Annotated in this window: 17 protein-coding genes; 2 read left to right on the top strand and 15 right to left on the bottom strand. The window is 28.6% G+C overall.

Annotated features, from left to right (window positions below; translation table 4 throughout):
• Positions 1-166: 166 nt before the first annotated feature.
• Together CJF60_RS00830 and CJF60_RS00825 are read left to right on the top strand one after the other, a co-directional pair.
• Positions 167-1,489: a hypothetical protein gene (locus CJF60_RS00830; protein ID WP_084232578.1), complete on the top strand. Its 1,323-nt coding sequence runs from the start codon at positions 167-169 to the stop codon at positions 1,487-1,489.
• Complete coding sequence (locus tag CJF60_RS00825) at positions 1,482-1,946, top strand: hypothetical protein (RefSeq protein WP_084232580.1); 465 nt, start codon at positions 1,482-1,484, stop codon at positions 1,944-1,946. The genes CJF60_RS00830 and CJF60_RS00825 overlap by 8 nt, the downstream gene beginning before the upstream one ends.
• Before the next feature lie 154 nt (positions 1,947-2,100).
• Here the strand turns inward: CJF60_RS00825 and CJF60_RS00820 are convergent, their stop codons facing one another.
• The 15 genes from CJF60_RS00820 to CJF60_RS00750 all read right to left on the bottom strand — a co-directional run.
• On the bottom strand, positions 2,101-3,648 hold the full coding sequence (locus CJF60_RS00820; protein WP_084232582.1) for an MIP family Ig-specific serine endopeptidase: 1,548 nt from the start codon (positions 3,646-3,648) through the stop codon (positions 2,101-2,103).
• Positions 3,648-4,610: a hypothetical protein gene (locus CJF60_RS00815; protein WP_084232584.1), complete on the bottom strand. Its 963-nt coding sequence runs from the start codon at positions 4,608-4,610 to the stop codon at positions 3,648-3,650. The genes CJF60_RS00820 and CJF60_RS00815 overlap by 1 nt, the downstream gene beginning before the upstream one ends.
• Before the next feature lie 44 nt (positions 4,611-4,654).
• Positions 4,655-5,647: a DHH family phosphoesterase gene (locus tag CJF60_RS00810; protein ID WP_084232586.1), complete on the bottom strand. Its 993-nt coding sequence runs from the start codon at positions 5,645-5,647 to the stop codon at positions 4,655-4,657.
• On the bottom strand, positions 5,634-6,422 hold the full coding sequence (rsmA, locus tag CJF60_RS00805; protein ID WP_084232588.1) for a 16S rRNA (adenine(1518)-N(6)/adenine(1519)-N(6))-dimethyltransferase RsmA: 789 nt from the start codon (positions 6,420-6,422) through the stop codon (positions 5,634-5,636). The genes CJF60_RS00810 and rsmA overlap by 14 nt, the downstream gene beginning before the upstream one ends.
• A 461-nt stretch (positions 6,423-6,883) precedes the next feature.
• Complete coding sequence (locus CJF60_RS00800) at positions 6,884-7,453, bottom strand: hypothetical protein (RefSeq protein WP_084232590.1); 570 nt, start codon at positions 7,451-7,453, stop codon at positions 6,884-6,886.
• Positions 7,454-7,915: 462 nt separating this feature from the next.
• Positions 7,916-10,468 (bottom strand): periplasmic substrate-binding domain-containing protein, encoded by a 2,553-nt coding sequence (locus CJF60_RS00795; RefSeq protein ID WP_084232592.1) that lies wholly within the window; start codon positions 10,466-10,468, stop codon positions 7,916-7,918.
• 15 nt (positions 10,469-10,483) lie between these two features.
• The gene (locus CJF60_RS00790; RefSeq protein ID WP_084232594.1) at positions 10,484-16,888 is read right to left on the bottom strand and encodes a PDxFFG protein; all 6,405 of its coding nucleotides are present in this window, start codon (positions 16,886-16,888) and stop codon (positions 10,484-10,486) included.
• 19 nt (positions 16,889-16,907) lie between these two features.
• Entirely contained in the window at positions 16,908-18,296 is a 1,389-nt protein-coding gene (locus tag CJF60_RS00785) for an ABC transporter ATP-binding protein (RefSeq protein ID WP_234805286.1), read from the bottom strand.
• The gene (locus CJF60_RS00780) at positions 18,297-19,829 is read right to left on the bottom strand and encodes an ABC transporter ATP-binding protein (protein ID WP_084232596.1); all 1,533 of its coding nucleotides are present in this window, start codon (positions 19,827-19,829) and stop codon (positions 18,297-18,299) included.
• Positions 19,830-19,833: 4 nt separating this feature from the next.
• Entirely contained in the window at positions 19,834-20,799 is a 966-nt protein-coding gene (locus CJF60_RS00775) for an ABC transporter permease (RefSeq protein ID WP_084232598.1), read from the bottom strand.
• A gap of 3 nt (positions 20,800-20,802) precedes the next feature.
• The gene (locus CJF60_RS00770; protein WP_084232600.1) at positions 20,803-21,825 is read right to left on the bottom strand and encodes an ABC transporter permease; all 1,023 of its coding nucleotides are present in this window, start codon (positions 21,823-21,825) and stop codon (positions 20,803-20,805) included.
• Between the two features lie 160 nt (positions 21,826-21,985).
• On the bottom strand, positions 21,986-22,162 hold the full coding sequence (locus CJF60_RS05205) for a hypothetical protein (RefSeq protein ID WP_159444212.1): 177 nt from the start codon (positions 22,160-22,162) through the stop codon (positions 21,986-21,988).
• A gap of 652 nt (positions 22,163-22,814) precedes the next feature.
• Entirely contained in the window at positions 22,815-23,138 is a 324-nt protein-coding gene (locus tag CJF60_RS00760; RefSeq protein ID WP_084232604.1) for a hypothetical protein, read from the bottom strand.
• 177 nt (positions 23,139-23,315) lie between these two features.
• Positions 23,316-23,918 (bottom strand): hypothetical protein, encoded by a 603-nt coding sequence (locus CJF60_RS00755; protein WP_143823571.1) that lies wholly within the window; start codon positions 23,916-23,918, stop codon positions 23,316-23,318.
• 64 nt (positions 23,919-23,982) lie between these two features.
• A partial coding sequence (locus tag CJF60_RS00750; RefSeq protein ID WP_180737972.1) for a hypothetical protein occupies positions 23,983-24,373 on the bottom strand: 391 nt, incomplete at its 5' end.

The following is a 24,373-nucleotide window of genomic DNA, read 5'->3' as shown; positions in this document are numbered from 1 at the left end:
AGAATTAAGATAAAATGCTTATTTTTTTAAATCCTTCTTTTTAATTTATGATATATTAATATTGTTGTATGTTAAATAATGGGTTAAACCAATAAATATATTAATTAATTATTTTATCCATACAACAAAATTATAAAAAAATGAAAGGTTTATTAAACATAAAAATATGAAAAAATTTTTTAAGAAAAAATTATTGTCTTATTCAATGTTAGCAGCAACTTTTATTGTCGCAGGTGCAACATCTGTTTCTGCAGTAGGTTATAAAACAAATAGCAATTTAAATCTAAACCTAGAAAAAAAATTTACAGCAGATGAAATCAATTTGTTAGGTTTTCAATCTAGAACAAATTTTGATGTATTAAATTGAATTGCTGATTTAAATTTTGAAGTAGATTCTTTTGATGAAATTAAAAATAATTTGTTTAAAATTAAGTCTATAACTGATGATCAAAAAATATTTATGTATCAAAATTTAGTTGACAAACATAATACTTACTTATTTAATAAGGAAAATCTAGGTTCAAAACAAAATAATAATACGAACCAATTTGCTGCTAATAATTCAGTAATAACAACTATGCCTTATTATTTTGATGATCCCTCAGATTGACATAGTTGAAAATTATTGAGACATCCTAAATCTAAAAAAGTTTTTATAAATAAAGATGGTAATAGTGTTTTTATTTCAGGGCAGAATTCTAAAACATGAGAAATATACGATTATGCATTCGCAGATGATGTTTCTTACCTTTTTTTAGATAATCAAGAAGTATTAAACGGTTATTTAAAGTCTCTTAATCAATATGAAGTTATTAGGATAAGGGAACTAATAAACAAAATGCATATTTTAACCAAATTCATAGCTTCATTAACGAGGGTACAAAAATATCATAATGCATCCGTTATTAAAGAGATTCAAGATACACTTTCAAAACTTGCTTATAATGTAGGCATTCTTTTAGAAGAGGAAGGTTTATTAAAATCGTTAGGTCTATATAGAAATGATATAATTACTTTTCAATCTGAAATCATAAGATCACTATCTTTGGTTGAAAGAAACTTATCAAGTTCAGCTGATGACTTTGTAAAAAATTCTATCCCTACAATTGCAAGGTCAATAGCAAGATTGGGAAACACAATATTTATAGCATTGGGTAGTGTAACAATGGTTGTTAATGAACTTCTTAGTTGAATACCAACACATAATGGTTATACTGTAATGGAAAATATGCATGATCACGGTTTAAACGATTTTAGATATCAATTAAAATACAATTACAAAAATATGATGGGTATCGCAAAAGAATGATCTGAAGATTATAAATACGGTATTGTTTGAAAAGTCACAGATGGCTGATTCACAGTACCTGAATTGTACATCGCAACACAAAAAGATCCTAATCATTTTAAATATAAAAACTTATCTCCAAATGATGAATTTAATTGAGGTCATCATATTCCTTTTGTAAAAAAAGGAAATAATGATTAAGAAAAGGAAATTAATTGTAAGCTTATTTACAATGATTTCTACACTACCCTTAATTGCAGTTTCATGTTCTGCAAACGAATCTCTAAAAAAGCCTTATTGAGAGGAAACAGAATTTGAAAGTAAATATAAGGATTTAAGAGCTTCATTTAGCGACAATACTAACGAACTATACAAGTACAATGTAAATGCTTTTACATTGTTTACTAAGATAGAACCCAGTGAAATAACCTTATATAAAAATAACATAAAATCTGATTATGATAAATTAAAAGATTTTCTTATTCAAAATAAGAATATGTATGTTGCTCCTTCTGACTTTTTAAATAAGTTAGAGTTACTTGAAGATTGACTAAATAAAATAGTCGGTCCAGATCAAGATTCTTATATTGATCAAATTACAGACTATATTAATCAATATTTTGAGTGAGCGAAAATAAGAATATCTGCTCCTAATTAATTCAAATTTAATTGAATAAAAAGTGTTCGCTTTTGGTGAACACTTTCTTTAGCATTTTTTAATTATATAAATTCCGTTTAAACACAAATTAAAAATACCTTTTTTCATTAAATTTGAAAAAGGGTATTTTGTATCAAATATTTTTTAAAAGCTATTAAGCAATTTTACCTAGTAAATCTGTCTCAATATTTTTGCCTTTAAAAATTTTCTCCATGGTTGATTTATAAGAAGTTTTTTGCCCTTCTACGCCACCATAGATAATGTCATAAGCAGGTGTTACATAACCGTTATAATTATCATGAGCATGTCCATCACTTTTTAGTGCAAAAGCAGTATTATTTTCTGATGAAGATGAGCCCAGCGAGTGAATCCCGACAATTTGATTATCCTTATTAGTTATTTTAGAACCTGATGAACCACCTGATAAACCTGAACGAGAAAATGAATAAGTTAAAGCTCAAGTTGTATGTGGAATATCACGATATTCAATTTGTAAGTAAGGTAAGTTTAATAAAATATCTCCGATACCTTTTTGTGAATTAAGTTCAAAAGCTGAATAGGCTTTATTTTCATAAAATGAATCACCTAAATTATATTTTTTAATCGCTTCATCTAATTCAGCTTGACTTCACTGTGGATTATAAGCAGTTAAATTAGAATCTTTTTCTCCAATTTTTTCTTGGTTAATACGTGGTTTGCCATTAGGAAAACCTGCCATGTAAAAATTGTCTTTTAGATCTAAATTTTTATTTTCATTTGTTTTAGTTAAATAATCTTTATCTAAGAAATTAGCCTGATCACTATCTGATCAAGTAGCATAATTGCTGGTTGCTTCTTTAGCAATTTCTTCATTTTTAAATTTAACTTCTAAAACAGCAAAATCAATTAATTCTTCTTTTAAATTCTGATTTCAATTTGTTGGTGAATCTTCTAAATAGTCAATTCCTAAATAAACTATTTTAGGTAAACCATCAAGCAATTGTTCACCTTCTTGATAAGTTCCTTCTCTATCAACTACTCCACTAGCATAAGCTTTTGCTAGTGAATAATCATCTTCTTTAATTTCTGATTTATAAGGAGTATTTTGATTTGCTTCATCAACTAAATTTCATTTTGTTAAGGAAACTTGTCTAGTTCAAGTAGCATTTGGCTGTTGATAATATTCAAAAACAGGATCTGCTTCTTGATAAGTATTTTTATTATATAAAGCAGAAGCAACATGGACATTTGTTGCAATGTATCAAGTTAGTGGATAAGATCCATCAGTTGTTTTTTGATAATCTAAAATTCAACCTGTACCTAAAATTACTTGTTTATCATAACGGTTTGATTCTTTATTATATGCTTGATTTTCAAAACGTAAGGCAAAGCTAGTTTGAAAATTTCTTAAATAATTAGCATTTGGTGCATATCAACCTTGATCAGGAATTAATGATGAATTATCTTGAGGTAATACTAATGAACCATCATAAAGTGGCATTGATGAGATTGGTCAAATTAATTTATTTTTCGAATTTTGATCAGGGTTAGGAATCATCACACGATAACGTTCACTTTTAGCATCTCAGTTTCAAGTTGATAAATTATAACCAGCACCATCTAATGCATTTAAGTTAAAACAACTAACTGCAACAGCAGAAGGGATTACTAAAGTAGCAGCAAGTGCTGAAAAAATCATGATTTTTTTAGTTCTCAATTTCATTAGTAAACCACCCTTATTTTAAAATTACGTAAAGAATTAGCTACACCTGTTTCACCTTCTTTTAAGTGAAGTGTTAAATAATAATAAGTATCTGTTAAACCAGCAAAAATGCGATAGCCTTTTTCAGCTAGAGAAACTTTAAAAGTATATTTACTTAAATCTTCCTTTTTAAAAGGTGTTGCTTGTCCTGAAGATGATTCATTAGCCAAAACATTTATGCTTGCATTTTCTTCATATAAATATTGACCTTCAAAAATTGAATTGAAAGTTTCTAAACGCTTATTAACTTCATCTTCACTTTGGTCGCTAGAAATTAAATTATCAAACGCACTCTTTGATATATCAACTCCAAAATAGATTTTATAATTGCTTTGTCTAAAATTATAAAATGTTTCTTCTTTTGGTAAGTCAACAGTTGGTCTATAAGTGATTGTTTTATCTTCATCAACTAAATCAAAAGCTAGCATTTGTGAATTAAAGTTATAAGATGAATAAGGCTCACCTACTAGTTTTTTGACAGCTAGCAGATGATTTTTCCTATTATTATTACTACTATCTAAAAAAGTTACATGAGAAAATTCTAATGCATTAACAATCTCTTGACTTAAGGCTAATGACCCTTTTTGATTTTCAAATGTGTTTTCTTGAAAGATTCTAATTAACTTATTTACTGCCTGATATCTTTCATTTTTCTCGATATCAGTAGTTGCAGGAATTAAAATTGCTCTTAATTCGTTAAGGCTTAATTTAATTTTTGCATAACCATCTTGAGTTGAAGCAGATTTTTGAAAAATAGTTCACATGATATCATTATAAACTGGATTATTGGCAGCAACTAATTCTCTTCTTAAAATAGGGTTATTCTCCCTTTCAAAAGTACAAGAAACTGCTGTTGCAGTTACTGCTAGACCTGCAACAGTTAAGGATGATAAAAGAAATAATTTCTTAGTTGATTTTTTCATAATGTTATTTTAATTTAAAACCTAAAAAAATAACTGTTATTAGGTTATTTTTTAGAATTTAAATAATCCTCTATTTTTTCATTTAAAGCTTTTAGTAAAAGTGGTTTTTCTACTTCATAATTTTCTAATGTAGCACCTGAAGCTCAAGCGTGACCTCCACCTTTAAATTGAGCAGCAATATCATGAATTTCGGGTCCATTACTTCTAATTCTTACTCTATAAGTACCATCTTGATTATCCACAAAAAAGACTCAAACATGGTTATCATCGATATTTGCTAGTAAGTTATTAAAATTAGCTGCTTCATTTGGTTTATAAGAAAATTGTTTTAAAACTTCATCAGTGACACTAAAATGTAAGACTCTGCCATCTTTTTTAAAGTTAGAATAAACATAGCCACTAAATTGCAAATCTTTAAAAGTTTTCTTATAAAGATTTTCATATAAGTATTGCACATCAAAATTAGTTTTTAATAAAGTTGAACCATAATATTGTGTGGCAACACGATTTTTGGAATACATGTATCTACCTGAATCAGTCATGATTCCTAGATAAGTTTTTGTTGCTGCTTCTTTAGTAATTTTTAAATTATTATCAATTGCTAATTGAGCCACTAATTCTGCAGCTGCTGCTGCATCAGGATCATTTCATGAATAATCATATAATTCATTTTCTCCTACTTCATGATGATCAATTCTTGCTCTTTTAGTAAAACGTTTATCTAAAAAAAATTCTGCATTAAAAATTCTTTTAGGATCGCTTACATCAACAACAATTGCTAATGAATTTTCAAAATCAAATTTAGTTTGATCATCAAATTTTCAATTTAAAAAATTGAAATTATTTTCATTATCTCCGATGATAAAAACATTTTTTGATGGGTAGTTTTCTTTAATAATTTCAGCTAAACCTGCTTGACTTCCAAGGCAATCTCCATCGGGTCTAACATGATGAAAAATGGCAATATTTTTTGCTTCATTAATTGCCTCTAAAATTAATTTACTATTACCTATTATTCTGTGATTATTTACTTGCATTTTTCTCCTTAATAAAATAGTATAAATTCAGAAATTTATCAACAGATAATGACTGTGCTCTGCTAGTTAAACTGAGATCATTTTGTTGACAAAATAAATCATATTCATTATAATCTAAAACTGTTTTTAAATTATTTCATAATGTTTTTCTTTTAAATTGAAAAGCTATTTTTACAACATTTAAAAATTCATTAATTTCAAAATTTTCTGGCAGTTCATTTTTAATTAATTTGATTACCATTGAATCAACTTTAGGAACTGGATTAAAATGATTTGCAGGTACAATTGATACTAATTCAATATCGTATAACATTTGCAAACTAACAGATAATTTTGAATATTCAGAAGTGCTTTCAGTTGCTAAGATTCTTTCTCCAACTTCCTTTTGCACCATGATCGTAATTTGTTCGAAAACGCCGTAACTCTCGATAATTTTGAACAATATTTGACTAGTAATATAATAAGGAATATTAGCCACTATATTATATTTTTGATCATTATCAAAATTAGCTTCTAAAAAATCTTGATGAATAATTTCAAGGTGATTTTCTGAAACATCTTTTTTAAAAAGTTGATTCAAGTAAGGTATTAAATCATTATCAATTTCATAAACTTTTAAGTGCTTTGCATAATTAATTAATTCCTTAGTTAATGCACCTTTTCCTGGACCTATTTCTAAAATATTATTTATTCCGAAATCAACGCTTTTAATTATTTTATTTATACTTTTTTGAGAGATTAAAAAGTTTTGCCCTAATGATTTTTTTGCTTTCATAATTATAAAAAACACCTTCTAGATTATTCAAATTAAATACACATAAATTATTTTATATTTCTTTATTAAAATTATAAATTAAGGAACTCATTTAATTTAATTATTAATTAAATTATTTTTAACTACAGAAAATAAATTTAGATATGTAGATAAATAAAAAGAGATTTCAATATTTATAAAAAATTTTTTAATAAAAAAGTTACACCATAAAGATGTAACTTTTAGAGTTTCAATTTTTTTGTTCAGTTTATAAGAAAATCTTGTTATGGTCTTAAGAATGATCATTATAGATTAATATTATTTAAAAAAATAAATTCAATATTAATTGGATATTTGTCTTACTTAGATTTTTAATTATCAATCAAGACAATTACAAAATCAAAAGCAGTAAGATTAACAAATTCTGTTAGTAATGGTCGCTAAAAAACTTTTAATAATTTCTTGATTTTGAGACTCCTAAATTATTTGACTCTTTCAAAAAGAATTGGGTCTATGTCAATTGGCACTTTTTCAGGAATTAACAATTTAACAATCTCATTTTCCAATCAAAATAATTCAAGTGGTGGAAAATCTACGTATTTTTTCTCCATGAATTCATAAACATCTTTTCTTGTAGGAATTCTCCCTAATGAATCCAAGTATTCTTTTACTACAACTGTCATTCATTCTAGATACTGTTCTGGATTAAAATGTTCCTCATCAGGAACCCGTTTCATAGTTAAAGGATTACTTGGAAAAATTGGATCAGATGGATAATCACTTACATCCATTGGATTAAATCTAGTTTGTAATACTGAAAATTTTGGTCCTAATGAAGAAACAGTTTCTGTTGAATAGTAAGGATTAGATGATGTGTTTGAAAAATTTCTAAAATCAACACCCTTTAAATTTTCATTATTGAATGGTTCTTTTACTTCTTCAGTGTTTTCTTTTTTAGATTCTGCAACAGGTAATATTGCAGACAAACTAAAAGATGATAGAGCCAACAGAGAAAAAACTATGATGGCTGATTTGAAAAATTTTTTTCTCATTTTATTCTCCTTTTAAAAATTATTGTGCTAAGTCAACACTATAACCAGATAGATCAAAAATTTATTATTATTTGTTTTTCATTAATGTATGTTATAGCCATTTAAATAACATTAATATTATATATTTTGTTTTAAAAATTTTTAAAATTTTTAAAATTTTTTTAATAAATTCATAATTATTTCAAATTTTAAATATTATTATTTTCTAAATATGTTTTTAAATATTATTAAATGCTTTTACACAATAATTAAAATACATTTATATTGAATTAACATTCTATTTGATAAAAGAAAATTATTTTTTTATGATTTTAAACAAGGATTTACATTAATTTATTTTCAATTATTAACATAATTATGTTAGTAATATAATCAGTAAATTTTGATTTGTATCAAATGTTAATGTAAATTATTAAGTAAAAAATTCCCCTTCACCAGGAAAGGGAATTAAATTTAATTATTTTAATTTGAAGGTTTAGTTGGTAAACCAGGTACAGGTGGAAAATTAAAATCATAAGCAAATTGTAGTGAATAAGTATAAGTATTTGAAACACCACCAATTCGTGATACTTCTCATTCTGTATCAATTTCCATTAAAGGAATTACAGGGGCAGCATCTTTAATAATTTTTTCATAAGATGCTGCAAGAGCAAAGTTTTCTTTTTCAGTTCAACCTTCTGCTTTTTCTGCATCGGTGAATTGATATGCAAAGAAAGAATTTACTCTATCTTTAAATTGCTCATCAGTTTCAAAAATATTGTTTCCATCAGCATCTTTAATTAATTGATGAACTGAAAGTTCTTTGATTTTGTTTCAGTGTTTTTCACTAATATCTAAACGTTTTCTAGTTTCTTCTTCAATTGAACCACCTGGATAATTTTCTAAATCGAAGAAGTAATTTTGATAGGTTCATGAACCTGCTGCATTTTGTCTAAATCCAATAGTTTTTTGATCTTCTAAATTAATACCATCAGGGAAAATAAAGGTTTTGATATATGAATCATATTCAGTACCAAAATAGTCAAAGTTAGTATATGCTAGATCAAATTTTCCTTCTGCTCTAAATTGCTCATAAACGTTAGCAGGATAACCCTTAATTTCAATTTCAACAAAACCCCCAAAAGCTTTATTAATTAAATCTTGAAAAGCAACTCCTGCTTTAATGTGTTGTTCGCTTGAATCGTGAACATATTGCATAGTAACTTTTGAAACATTTGGATTTCTCTTTTTGTATAAATCCATGTAGTATCGAGCAGTCTCTAGTGAGAAGTTATTATCACTTCGGTCAACATTTTCAAAGGTATAACTTTTAGCTAAGTGATCTTGATAAGTAAAAGATTGAAGTGGATAAGATTTATCATCTTTCATTTTTACATCAGTATTTTCAAATCATTGCTCAACTGCAATACCATCTGAAGTTTTTGCTTGACCAAAGGCTGTTCAAGTAACAACAGGGAATGAAGTATCAAGTCCTACTAATCTTAGAACATCATTACGGTCGATAGCAAAATAAAGTGCATTTCTAAAGTCACTATCTAATAAAGCCTTAACACGATTAGTGTTATGATCTAAATTAAGTTGTAACCCGATTGTTCCAAAACCGTTTTTCTTATGCATTAAGGTTCTTTTTGCAGGATCTGCTCAGAAACGATAAATATAAGTTGTTGGAATATTGGTTTGCGCAATTAAACCATCTTCAAATAAAGCAGCTTTAACAGTTTGTTGAGTTTGGAAGAAAATCTTGATTCTGTTTAGCATAGTTTTTGCTGAAGAATAGTATGAATCACGTTTTGTTAACATGATGAATCCACCTTCACCAAGTAACATTTCACTAGGATCAAAGGCACCGTTTCAAATAAATGTTTCTCGAGAAACTCCGAAGAAATGAATTCCACCGATACTTTCGATAAACTTACGGTTAACAGGTTTCATATAGTTATTTGTTAATGAGTTATTAAAACTAAAGAAACTAGGTGGGTCAGTTGGTTCAAATTCATAACGAATTTGTCACTTGGTTTGAGCATATAAAGCAAGTGTACCTGTGACTTCGTTATTAGCATCTAAAACTCATGTTTGTCTAGGATCTGCATAACGGTTAGTTGGTTTTAAAACTTCATCAGGTTTAATTGAATCAATATCAATAGGACCAAAATCCCCTGTATAAATTCCTAAACCTAAAACAGCTTGCTTAATTGCTTCAACTTCTTTTTCATCACCTTCTACTTGTGATTCTCATTCAGGAGTTTCATAAATATTTTCACGCTCAACTTGCTTTCCATCGACAACTTTTTTACGGTTGAATGGATCTGAATAAGGAACTTTATGTTTTTTAACATAAGCATTTTGTGCATCAACAACTTTTTGAGCATTTTTAATATTTAAGTTTAAAAAGTCTGTTAAGTATTGACTTCCTGAGTTAATATCTAGAATATATTGAGCTGAATCAATGAAGTCTTGTGGTGTTACACTATCTTTATTTCCTGGTGCATCAGGTTTATATGTTGCTCATGTTGATTGACCATTATTTGCACGCAATTTCATAGATAAAATATTATTACCTGCTATTTGAATTGCAATTGCACTTTGATTTTCTGCAGTAGGCTCAGCAACTCCTGTTGTCATTCCGAAAGTATCATAAGGATAAAATGAATTTCCAAATGTTGTACCTGCAGCAGTTGGATGCTTATATTGATCTAAATTTTTAACGTCAACTCTTTCAACACCAATATTTAACTTAGGCATTCCCCCGATTGCATTTTTAACTTCTTCAGTAGGACCATTTTTAATAAATCCTTCTATGAAAGTCGGAGTAATTATAAAAGTAGACTTATTTTTAATGTAATTCAAATTATTTAAAGGTATTGTTGAAAGACCTAAATCATAAGATAAACCAGTGTTAGTTTTATTACTAGGGTGGTTACCACCTTCTGATGTTGAACAAGCAATTAATGTTGTTGCAGCAGCTACTACTGATAAAGCACTAGCACCTAGAATTAATTTATTTTTCAATTTCATAACATCTCTTCCTTTCTATAAGTTAAATTGATCGATTGAATTAAAGTATAATTTACCATTTTTATCAACGAATGCCATTGTTGGACTTTGAATTTGTGTTTTACCATTTTCAGTAATTGCAGTTCTTGTTCCAATATTTAACAAGCCTTCAATTTCTTTGTTGTTTTCATCAACAAAGAAAATTCTTTGCTTACTATCAGGAATAATGAAAGCATTTGAATATTTAGCAAAGATCGCAAAGTCTGAGATTCAACTTGTATAACCTTCATCTGCTAAAGTACGTTTTGATGTGCTATCACCTTGTGTTTGGAAATAGAATAAGTTATTAGTGTTTTCGAAGTTAACTTTTAAGTATTTAACTTCACCAGTTACAGCATCTTCAAATGCTAGGTTTTTAACTTTTTGTGCATCTTCAAGTTTCATGAAACCTCAAAAGACATTGCTATCTTTTTCTTTATCACGATAAATACCTGTTAAGGTTCTTTCGCTAACACCTTTTGATTTCAATAAATACATTCAAAAAGCACGTGCACGATCAGTTACTACTTTATTTTCTAAGTCAGTAATTCTTAGATTTGTATCTTCAATAGATTTACCTGAATCATCATAAAGTGCTCAATCAACAATTTCTTTTTGTCAACGATCTTTGAAGAAACCGTTATTTAATTTATTAATTTGTCCAAAGTAATTCGAAGTAGCAACTCAGTTACCATAGTTTGTGTTTAAGGCTTCAGCAGTATGAAGTTTTTTAACTTCTCCTGAAACTCTATTATAAACTCCTCTTAATGCTGTTAAATAAGCACCTGATTGAGCAACGGCATTTTCATATGTTGAAGCAGCAGTTAATGCTTCAAGATAATCACTAGCAAACATTGAACTTAATCTTAATAATTCATCTCCTAAAAGTGATCTTTGAATTCTCACTCTTTGAATTGCTTCAATTGTGATTTTTTCTTCTTCAGATAAAGCTGTTACTAAAGTATTCTCAGCATCAGTTAAATCTGTAGCAGATTTAACTTTTTCTAAAGTTGTTAATACAGGAGTGTATTTAGCTAATTCTGTTTGTGCTGCAGTTTTTTGCTCATCACTTGCAGTTTTTGATTCAACAATTTCTTTATTTTCATTAATTGTTTTTTTATATTTTTCAATATATTTATCTAATGAATTTAAATAGGTTCCAAGATCTTGTTGGTTTTCAGATTGTAAGTAATAAATTACTTTTGCAGATTCATAACCTGCTTCTACCAATAATTTATTTAAGATAACTTTATCTTCAGCAGAAAGATCTTTTGTTCATGTTGAATTATCAGAAGCAAGCTGAGATAAGTTAACTGATTTTATTTTTGTAAGTCTCAAGATTTCTTTTACGATCTGGTTTTCCTTAATTGAAAGTGAAGAATCCTGTTCAAGAGCCATTAATTTTAGGAATTGTTTTTTTGCAAGTTCTTTTTCTGCTTCAGATGAAGAACTGCTATTAAATATATCAGTTTTTTCTAAAATAATCGATTGATAGTAGCTAAGAAGCGAAATATATGGAGCAAATTCCCCTGAAGCTTGAATAGCTGATTGGTTAACATGAGATAAAATATCGTCACTACTTGCTGATACTAGATCTACATTTTCATCAAATTCATATTTACTAAAAAAATGTCTAAATTCACCAAATATTCTGTTTGTAAGATTAGAATTTACCCCATACGCTGAAATTAAATTATTTTCTTCATCTGTAAAGCCTCGGTTGTTTTTATAATTTTTTGCTGCTTCAACTAAAATTTTTGCTTTTGCTTTTTCTTCATCACTCGATGATGAAGAATCAACAATCGCTTGATACTTATCTTCAATTGCTTTCACTTGAACTTTAATTGTTTCAGCTGCTTGATTCTGATTATTAATATAATCTTGATTTTTTGCTTTAATTTCAGTAAATAATCTAGTTAACTCTGCAGAGTTAGCACTGTAGTAGTTTTCACGTTCTTGTATTTGTTGCTCAAGTGTAGTAGTTGTAATAATTGTATGTGGTTTTAATTTGGCAAGTTCTTCATTTAATTTTTCATATAAGGTTTTTGCTTTTTCAGCAGCTTCTTTGACATTAGCTCTTGGAGAAGATAATAATTCATCAGATTCTTTTTTGATTTTTTCAAAAACATTTCTATTTTCACTAACACTTAACTGTGAAAATGCTATCGCTAATTCTCTAACATTTAAACTAGTATCATTGTCATTTGCTCTTTGTGAAGCCTGAAAATTGACTTTTGATTCATTTCAAATTAAGGTTGATGAAGGATCTAAGAAGTATTCGAATCCTGTATTTGATTCGGTTGCTCCAGTTAAATAATCAGGTAAATTATGTAAGTCGTTTGTGTCAGGAGTATAGGTAATTTGAATGTAATCTCTAGTTAAAACTTCAGCAATTGAATATACATAGTCAGTGAATTTTTGACTTATATCTGTATCTAATCTTTGCTCATTATAAGTTATTACATCATCTGAAGGTTTTGAGTTGAATATTACATTAACAGTGTCACCATCGTAAACATTAAGTTTTGGATCATTTGTAAATGACCAAATGTTCATTAAATAAAATGCGTCAGAAATAGTAACTTTATTGACATTTTCAGTGTCTAAGTTCAAGCTTTTTAATTTCTTAATTAAACCGTCTTTAACTTCTGGTGCTGTAAATTCTGAAATTGCTTTGTTTGGATTTTCTAAAACAAAACCGTCTTTAAAAAATGAACTTACACCAGTAGCAGGGTCCATTAGTTTTCCTAGTGTTTCAAAATTTTCTCCTAATTTAAGATTTACTAGAAAAACGTTGTATGCTGATTTTTCAAATAAAGACATAAGATGGTTAGCTAATTTTTGTTCATCATTAGCAACTTCATTTAGTTGTGCTTCATCAGTGAAATTTTTTGCTTCAATTTCTGATTCTGCATTTGCTAAAAGTGCAGTTTTATACGCTTCTAAGTCAAATTTTGTTTTTGCATAATTTATGTCAAAAACTTTACCTTTACCATCTTCACTACGTGTAATTTTGGAATAATCTAATGATAAAAACTCGATTGCATCAACTAATCTCTTTGGTTTTTTTACACTTTCATTAAATGCTTGATAAAAGTTAATATTTTGTCCACTTACTTGTGCATTCATCATTAATGTGGTGTCAATATTAGTTACTTGAAAAAGTGCATTTGAATTTGGAGCATTAGTTATTTGAAATAATCGTGTCAATCCAGATCGATTATCTTCAATTCCGTAATCTGCTAAACTTAGAGGAGTAATACCACCTAATAAATTTAGATTTCTGGCATTAACAAATCTTGAACCATTGTAGGTAGTTGGGTTAGGAACAAAGGATTTCATAACATCTTCGCCAGTTTCAAGAGTTGTTTTTGTATCAATAAAGTTAAATGATGTATAACCATGTGATCATTCATCTACTCTCAAATCAGCTCCACCACGACTAGTGTTATTTTCAGCAGTAACTGGAATGTAAGCCGCTAGGTCAAATAAAATTGAACCAGCAGCTGCAGAACTATTTAAAATTGATGTGTCATAAGGTAAATTTAGATATTGTCTAATAACTGGCAATGAATATCTATTACTATTACCTCTTCAATTTGTTGCAAATGGAATATAGTTAGTTTCATTTTCATTGAAATTATTTTCTCAGTATTTAATAAAATACTGTTCAGTTCTTCCTATATAAGCACTTGTATATCCTGTATAGGTAGTAAAAGTTGGTCCATTTGTTAATGATGTTTGATCTGTTTCTCAACCATTATTTGTATAAGGAACTTGAATTAATTCTAAAATTGTCCCTTCAATTTGCTTAATTATTGCTCGATCAGTATCTGTAAGATCTTGACCTACTGCAGTAGAAATTACTGGTGAGCCATCTTTATTATGAATTAAAACTTCGGCCAGTTTTTTCTCAGAACCTTCTTCAAGTCTTACAACTTGAGGCATTCCATCGATAAAAGTTATTGGTTTTCCTTGACCATCTTTTATAAAAGTTGAACCATTTTGAGGAATTTCAGCAGCTTGAAATGATGCTTTACCATTTTCATCAAAAACATAATATTTAGCTTTACCCGAAATTGAAGGATTTAATGTCCCTGAGTAAAAGTCAAAGGCATTAAGTAAGAATAAATCAGATAAAGTAACACCACGCTCTGCTGCTGCTTGTTTTAAACCATCAAAAGTTTGTAAAAATCTTCTTTTGGTATTTGATAATGTTTCATTAATATTACCTGCAGTTTTACTTCCGAAAATTAAATCATCAGTTTCAACAACTTCATTACCATTTTCATCAGTTCAACTATATTGAGGGAATGAACCTGCACCGTTTTGAGTAATATTCTTTTTATCAAAATTAATTTTGCTTGTACGAGCTTTTAAATATAAATTGTAAACATCTGAATCAACAAATGAATCATAGTTCATTCCTGCACGTGGGCTAATACCACCAACAATTGAAGTACCTTTTTCACCAACATCTTTTAAGTTTTGTAATGTGGTGTGGTGTCCATATTCATGGGCACCAACATATTTAAGAAAGTCTGCACCAACACCTTTAAATTTAGGATCAGTTGCTTTTAATAAATATAAGAAACTAATACGGTCACTAGTTGTAAAACCTTTATATGTACCTGTTTCAAGAGTGTATTCCATTATTCCTTTATCATTAATTTTTCTAACGATATGTTCACCTGATAGATCTTTTAATAAGTAAGGGAATTCACGAGCAACACGGTCTAAAAGACCATCATAAATTTGTGTATAAATTGAAAATTCACGATAAGTCTGACCATCTTTACGAGTTTCTAATTCAGAATTGATTAAATAAGGATTAACAACACGTTTATATCCGATTGAACGTACAAAATCATCAAATAAATTCAACTGCGCTTGATCAGTTGTATCTGCTTGAATTTTAAATGATTTAGTAACATTTGCATCATCTTCTTGAACTAAAGAAATAGTTAACTCATTGTTAACAACATCTAAAGCAGTGACTTTATATTTTTTAATATTTTCACTTTTGAAGCTTGTACCTAATGTATTTGAAGCTGATTGTAAGTCTTTAAAAAATCTTTCAACTGTTACTCCGTTAACGGTTTCAGTATTTAAGTGGACAAATGTTTCCTGTCCTTTTTCTTGTGAAGCATATTGCTTAATATTTGCAAAATCTCTAAAGATTACAAAACTATCAGTTACTTCTTTTTGTGCTTTTTCTAAAGCATTTAATACATTAAGCGATTCATCATCAACTGCTAAATCACCTAAGTGAATTTGTGTAGTAAAAGTTTGATCTTGATTAGCAAAATCCAATTCTAATCTGTTAGTTGAAGAAAAATTAGTTGCGCGTTGCACTTCGCCTGATTTATAACTTGTTAAATTTGAACCAGTTAAAATTCTACTATCAGTCAATTTCATTTTGTGTGCTTTTGAACTTGAAAAAGTTAAATTTGGATAAGATGATCTAAATTGTGTTTCTAAATCAGTTAAATCTTTAGCAAAAAATAAATGATCAACAACTGATGCATCAACTGTTGTTTCTGCTTCACGATAAATGTAAAACTCTTTACCTGTCAATAAATTTAAAAATTGAATTGATCTAAAAGTAAGTTTAGCGGCGTTATCTGGAAGTTTTAAATTTGCTAAAGCGTTCATTAAATTAACGTCTTGCAAGTAATCATTAATTTCATCAACGTTTAAAAACTTTTTATTATTTAACTGATATAGCAATTTATCTGATGCATTAGAATTACCTGCTTGAGTTGAATATAGAGGTAATGAACCATAAAATGAATCAGGGTAGAAAACAATTTCAGCATTTTCTTTATTTAAGTTTGAATGTGACCCCAGAGTAATATTATTACCATTTTGCACAACATTTTTCTTAATGTTAAATGCTTTCATGGTCACAAGATCAGGTCCTCAAGCAACATTTTCACTGAATCAAGTAGTGTATTCATGGAATTCTTTAGCAGTTATGGCATCTGTATAGTAATTTTTGAAAGTACTTGGTCCAATTTTAATAAATTGCACTGGAGTTTGACCATTATATTTTTTAAGGTGTCACTCTTTGAATTCAGCAATTGTTTTTTCTTCAGCTTTGCTGTCTTCATATTTATTAAAAATGTTGTATTCCTTATCAACTATTTTAGCGTGTTCACCATCTGGACTAAGAATTGCGATCAAAATATGTTCTTGAACAGGGTCAACAAAGTAACTAATAGGTGCAGTTTGTGAATAGTTAATCTGATTTAGTGAAGGGTTATTAACTAAATCTTTATTATCACTAAATTCTTGATTAACTGCTTTATCAATGGCAATACCTGCAAAAACTACACCAACAGCAGCTGATAAAGATGCTGCAGCAATTGCGAATTTACCTCATGTAGGGATTTTTTTCATAAATCCTCCTTTAATTTATTTAATATTTTCCTTGTTTTCAATCTGCTAATTCATCAGCAGTTGCTAAAATGTAGTGACCTTCACGCACTTTTAATCATTCAGGTTGAATCTGCTGATTATAAGGGTGCATTTCAGGATCATAAACATAACCTACTAGTGAACCTTGTTTAGATTCTAAAGAAGGTACAGCATCTAGTAGTGATTTTGTATAGGGATGATAAGATCTTCTTGCAATATCTTCAGCCTTGCCGATTTCGACAATTCTTCCCTTATACATAACGGCAATACGGTCTGAGACATATTCAACCATCCTTAAATCGTGAGCGATTAACATCATGGTTAAATCATATTTTTCTTTTAAGTCATTAAAGATATTAATAACTTGTGCTTGAATCGATACGTCAAGAGCAGAAATCGGCTCATCTGCTACTAATAAAGTAGGGCGCATCACTAAAGCACGGCTAATTCCAATACGTTGTTGTTGTCCACCTGAAAACTCTAAAGGATAACGATCAAGTACAGAAGTATCTAGACCAACTGATTTTAAGGTATCAATTACTCACTGTTTTTTAGGTTTATCTAATGATTTAACTGTTAATAAGTGATTAGTTTTACGATTTGCACTATCTAGATAGTTTTGAAATTGAGCTAAGGTTTTAGTGCGACTAGGATTAACTTGTTTTAGTTCTTCCATAAAACCTGATTTTAAATAGTCAAGCAAGTTATCATCACCATCGATATTACGATTTAATAATTGCTTACGATTCCATGATTTAGGTAGTACTAATTTAGCTTGAACTAGTTTAGAATCTAAAATTTTTAAGACACTTTCAATATGCAATTTTAGATATAAAGAGCGTTGATGTTTTAAGTTATCAAGCCCTTCTTTAACAACGTTTCAGATGTTTTTATGGGGGTTTAAACTACCACTAGGATCTTGAAAAATCATTTGCACTTTGTTCATTAAAAACTCACTCATGCTACGTTTTGCACTTGAATGTTTTTTAGGAACATGGCGACCAATTAATTCAATATCACCAAAACTACGGTTGACTAAGCCTGCAATTGTATTACCAATTGTTGATTTACCTGAACCTGATTCACCTACTAAACCTAAGATTTCACCTTTATAAATATTAAAAGATACATCTTTAATAGCCTTAAATTTATGTAGTGAAGATCCATAAGTTACATCTAAATGACGAACTTTTAAAACAATTTCTCTGTCTTTAGATTCATCTTCTAAATAAGCTTTTAAGCCTTTAGTAGCATGGCGATATTTTTTATTATCATAGCCAAAAACTTTTAAAGTTTTAGCAAAAATTGAGTTATTAACATCTTCAAAAATCTGCTGATTAGCAAGTTGTTTGTTTAATTCAGCAGTTTGCATTTGTTCATGACTTGCCATTTAATTCCCACTTTCTTGAACTTTAACTGGATCTTTTTTAGGATTGATTTTGATACCTTTTAATGCTTTAAAAGGTGCTAAAAATCTTTTTAAAATGTTATCGTTTGTTTCCACAAACGGTGCTTTATTTTTGAAATAGCGTAGTTTTGCTAGTTCGGCTTTAGTTTTTAATTGTTTTCAACTTTCTTGATCTTTTTCAAAATAATCTTTAACCAAAAAAGTTGGATTTAAGGCTTCTTCTAGTTGAATTAGCCCTTTTTGAGCAATTCTTTGAGGATTTTCCATTTTGTTTTTGCTTCAAATTTGCTCAATTAATTCAGGTGGAGTAATTGTTTGTGCTTTTTCATTGTATAGTCATGAGCGCACAAAATGCGTATCACTAAAATATACATAAGGAGGTTCATGCTCAAAATCTATATCTAGAGCATAATCATTACGAACAGCAAAAGCATCTCCACGAATTGCATTTAACGAAGAAGGCACGTTTCCTCTAATTGTTTTTAAGACAGTATCGTTATTAACATCAGGCATTGAAGAAATTAAACCTCAAGTATAAGGATGTAGTGGTTTTTTCAAAATCTCATCACGAGTACCACTTTCAACTACTTGACCTGCATACATAATGCTGATTCTATCAGCTATAGAAGCAACCACTCCTAAGTCGTGAGTAATGAATAAAACAGAAATTTTAAACTGTTTTTGTAAGTCACGAATAACATCTAAAACTAGAGCTTGAACAGTGGGGTCAAGCGCAGTTGTGGGCTCATCCATGATTAGAACTTTTGGTTTTAAACTAACAATAGCAGCGATCACAACACGTTGCATCATTCCTCCTGAAAGTTCATGAGGATAAAGATGCATAACTTTTTCAGGGTTATTAATTTTAGTTAATCTTAGATATTCTAGAGCTTGATTATAAGCTTCTTTACGAGTTTTAACAATCCCGTTGATTAACATTCCTTCAATAATTTGTTTACCAATTTTAATAGTTGGATTTAAAGTTGACATCGCATTTTGAAAAACTGCTGAGACAATTTTTCCTCTATAAGTTGAATTTTCTCAATCTTTAAAAGAAAATTGTTGCACTTGGTTATTAAAAAGTCTAATTGATCCTGATTCAATTACTGAATTAGTTCCAGTTAAACCGTATAAAGTAGAACAGATAACACTTTTACCTGAACCTGATTCACCAATGATGGCATGTACTTCACCTTCATAAAGTTTTAAACCAGTGCCACGAATAACTAAGTTACGATCTTTAGGTCGTGCTGGGTTTTTAAAATATAAAACTAAATTATCAACTTCAGCAACGACTCTTTTAGGCTCACCTTTAATCATTTCTGTTTGCACATTTTTTTCAAAACCTTCTCAATCAAAGTCTTCGACTTTGCTTGAAGGTCTAAAAATGGTGTTTAAAAAAGGTAGTTGTGAAAGTTTTTGTTTAGTGTTTTTAACTAGAATATAACTAGTTTGACCTTGTTTTTTTAATCAAGATTTTTCTTTATCTTGTTTTTTTTGTTTTTCATTTTCCATTAGCTTACCTTTGTCTTCTTAATGCATCTTGAGTTGCATTTCCGAATAATTGAATTGAAGTTGTGAATAAGATCAAGATGAATGAAGGAAGTAAAACATAACGTGGATATAAAGTTATGATTTGTGCTCCTGAAGTAATCAATGATCCTAAAGTAGCAGTGTTAGGTAAACTTAGTCCGATGAATGATAGACCAGTTTCTGCTAAAACAGCACCAGGGATTGAAAATACTAATTGAGTTATTAAGATAGGGATAATAACTGGGATAAATGATCTTAAGATTTTGTATTTAGGTGTTCCTAAAACGATTGAAGCTTTAACTCATTCTAGAGATTTAGCACGTTTAACTTGAGCACGTACCTGATTAGCAGTTCCTATTCAACCCGAGATGACTAAAGAGCCAACGATTGTGAAAAAACTTGGGTTGAAAACAATTGTTGCCAAAATCATGATGATGATTGTAGGAATATTTGACAGAATCTTGATTAAAAATTGTAAGACACGGTCAACTCCTAAAAAGTAACCCATTAAGATTCCTAAAGTAACACCGATAACAATATCGATAATTGCAGCTGAAATCGCTATTGCTAGCGAGAATCTTAGTCCGTGTCATAGCTGTGCTCATAGATCACGACCTAGTTGGTCAGTTCCTAAAATATGGTTTTCACTAAAAAATGGTAAGAAACTTTCATTAGGATTTAAAGTTGCTGGATCAACTGTTGTTAAAGGAATTATTAATGCAGCTAAAACTAGCATGGCAATGATAATTACTCCAAAAACACCACCTCAATTACCTGCAAAACGGTTAATAAATTCATTTAATGGTTTACTTTTAGCATGAATATGTGCCGTTTCTCTTGTTTCAGCAATTTTTTCCATAATCTTAAAAGATAAATAGTTAAAAGGCTGAGCAATCCTATTTGGTGCATAAATTTCACTTGAAATAGTTTTTGCTGATGAATTGTTTGCCATAAATTAATGTCCTCCTCTTCTAATTCTAGGATCGATCAAGCGATATAGAATATCTCTTGAAGTATATGATAAGATCGTTACAAAAACAAATACTATCACTAAAAATAATAAGATTGAATAATCTTGTCCAGTGATTGAATTTAATAATAATCCCCCTGAACCAGGAATATTAAAGATTTGCTCGATAAAAATTGAACCGATAAAACTACTTAAAACAACTGCTGGGAAGAAAGTTGCAATTGGGAATAAAGCAGGTTTTAAAGCATGTCTTCAAACAAATCTGCTTTTGCTTACTCCTTTTAAATAAGCAAATTTAGCATGCACAGAATTTAACTCACGGTTTAATTCTGTTCTAATGTAGCGCACATAAACAACGATTGAACCAAGTGATAAGGCTAATGAAGGTAAGATATAAGTGGCTGCATTATTAGCATCAAAAATATAAGGGATTCCAATTTGACGTCCAATTAATAATAACAATAATGAAAATACTAATGAAGGAATTGAGATCATAATTGAAATCACTAAAGTAGATGCATTATCTAAAATCCCTCCAGGATTTTTACCTACCAGAATTCCTAAAGGAATTCCAATTACTAAAGTAATAATAACTGAGATGATACCAACTGAAAAAGATGTACCAAAACGGGCTCAAATAAATTCATTAATTTCCACAGTTGGAAATAATGACAAAGAAATCCCAAAATCTCCTCTAAATAAACCACCTAAATAGTTTAAATAACGTTGAAAGACTGGTAAATCTAGTCCAAATTGGGCTCGAATAGCAGCAGCTTGGGCTTCATTTAAACCACTAGTTAAAGTTGTAGAACCAGGTACTACTGATAATAAGAAAAATACTATCGTAATAACTATTCAAGAGATGATGACAAATTCTACTAAAATCTTTAAAGCAGTTAAAAAGAAACTTCAGTACTTATTTTTAAAATCAAAGATCTTAGAAAGGGGGTCTTCAACTTGTTGAATTTTTGCTTGACTGAAGATGATTGCTTCGTTTGAAAATTTCACTTTTCCTCTTTTCTTAAAATATTTATGATCACTTTTTCATGATCTAGATGCGAAACTTAATAAAAAAAATTAAAGTATCTGTTTAACACTTTAATTAATTATTATTTATAAAACTTTTTATAACTTGTTTTAAATAGCATTTACTTAATTTATTGTGATTTTATTGATTAAGTAAAAAATTATAACTAATTAAAGTATTTAACTTTTCTTCATCCACCATATAGCGTTTAAGATTATCAATCTTAGTAGTGTTTGCAGAAATATTAAAAGTATTAATGAATTTGGCAAATTCATTAATTAATGTTAGTTTTGCGTTTCATGTTTGAAAACTTAACATTTTTACTTCCTTTAGTTTTATTAAAATTTCTAGACTTATTTTAACACGATTTTTAAAAAATGCAAATAAAAAATTCACAAAGTTTATTACTTAAAATTTCAATGGTTTTTTAAGGAATTTGAGTTGTTAAAAATAACTAATTTATTAAATTTGCTTTGTTACTTTTAATCACTAAAAAATAGCATTTCAATAGTTAACGATATAGAAATTTTTTCAAGGAAAATTATTTTTATGGTTTATTTGAAGTAGTTTTATAAAACATTTTCAAAACTAAAATTAAGTAAATTCAGTCCATCAAATACAGAAAATGCTTAATTTTGTCTATTTTTAACATAAACTAGCCACTAATTAAAAATTTTTAGGCTAATTAAAGTCTTTGAATTCAAACTAATCAGCAAGATTTTTCAAGCAGTTAAATTTTTAATTATTTGTTAAAAAAATAAATTTTATTGTATAATAGTGATGTCAAGTTGCTTAGATTTCGCACTTGACCTCGATCTAATGATTTTGAGAATATATGAAATCTTATATCTCCTTACACAAATTGCAAGCACATTGTTTTTCAATTGTGCTTTTCTTTTTACCTTTTTTATAAAGCTAAAAAAATAATGACATGATTAACTCATGTCATTTTAATTTGTTTTAACTAAGACTATTTCTTTGATAAGTTTTCAATTCGTGCATCAAGATCACGAATTAACTCAAGGATTGATTTAGTGCGTTCATTATAATCATTATCAAGAATTCCGTTTTCAATTTTGAAACTTTCTTCAGTAATAGTAATTTTAATAGGTGCTAATTCACCAGCTGCTCGAGCAAGTTTTAATTCTTCATCATGCTTTTTACTTAAATTAATTTTATCTTGCTCATACTTGATTTTGATTTGCTCAATATTTTTAATTCAACTATCTTTTTCTCTTTTAAGTTCTTCGATAGTTTGGGCAGTACTGTTTTTATAATTTGTTCAAATTGGCATAGTAATAACATTCCTTTTCAGATATAGATATTTATTAATAATATACCTAATTTTGAAAACTTTAATAATTTTTTTGGCTTTTTTATTTTATGGTTTTATCAGTTTATAGTGATTAATTATGGATTTAAAGTAAAGAAAAAAACTGGCAAAGCCAGTTTAATTATTTAATGATTTTAACTATTTTTTAGTCTTAAGAATTTCTAGAATTTGTTTTAAAGTATCTTCTATACCATCAATTCTTTTGTTAGTCTGTTTGTTGTTTTCATCGATCTTTTTATTAGTTTCATCTATTCTTCTGTTAGTTTGTTCATTGTTTTCATTGATTACTCGGAGAAGTCGAATTTCTGTTTCAGATAATTCTTGGCGAAATTCATTTCTTAGTTCGCTTAATCCTGTTGATAATTCTTTATGAAATTCTTGTCTTAGTTCATCTCTAACTTGATTCATGTATATTTTTCATTCAGGATCATTTGTTGAAGTTGGTTTGATTTCTCCACCATCTCCATTGTTTCCATCTCCATTGTTTCCATCTCCACCTCCTGGAGTATTAATATCTTCTTCGCCCCCATCAATAATAATAACTGTTTCTTCTCGTTTTTTTAATTCACCGATTACCTCATAAATAAGTTTATATTTTGTTCTGTCATCACTAAACTTTTCAACTAAATGTACTTCTTTCAAAACATAATCAATTTTTCGAGCTTTTAAAATACTATGAATTTTGCTGATTACAAATTCATCTTTTTGGTTTTTATTTTTGGAGTTATTTTTGCTAGCCATAATATTTAAATTATAACCAAAATATTTTGAATTAAATAAGAGATTTTGCACAAAACAAAATCTCTTATTTTTTATCTTTAAGAATACTCAAAATTTGTTTTAAAGTATCTTCTATACCATCAATTCTCTTGTTGGTTTCATTGATTACTTGAAGAAGTTTAATTTCCGTTTTAGATAATTCTTGGCGAAATTCTTTTCTTAACTCAAAAGCTACTTTATTTGTGTATATTTCTCACTCAGGTTTATTAGATGGCTTTGGGTTAGTTCCACCCCCTTGTCCATTTCCATCTCCACCTCCTGGAGTATTAATATCTTCTTCGCCCCCATCAATAATAATAACTGTTTCTTCTCGTTTTTTTAATTCACCGATTACCTCATAAATAAGTTTATATTTTGTTCTGTCATCACTGAACTTTTCAACTAAATGTACTTCTTTCAAAACATAATCAATTTTA

Source organism: Mycoplasmopsis agassizii, assembly GCF_002272945.1.
Taxonomy (GTDB): Bacteria; Bacillota_I; Bacilli_A; order Mycoplasmatales; family Metamycoplasmataceae; genus Mycoplasmopsis_B; species Mycoplasmopsis_B agassizii.
This window is presented reverse-complemented; position numbering and strand designations above follow the sequence as displayed.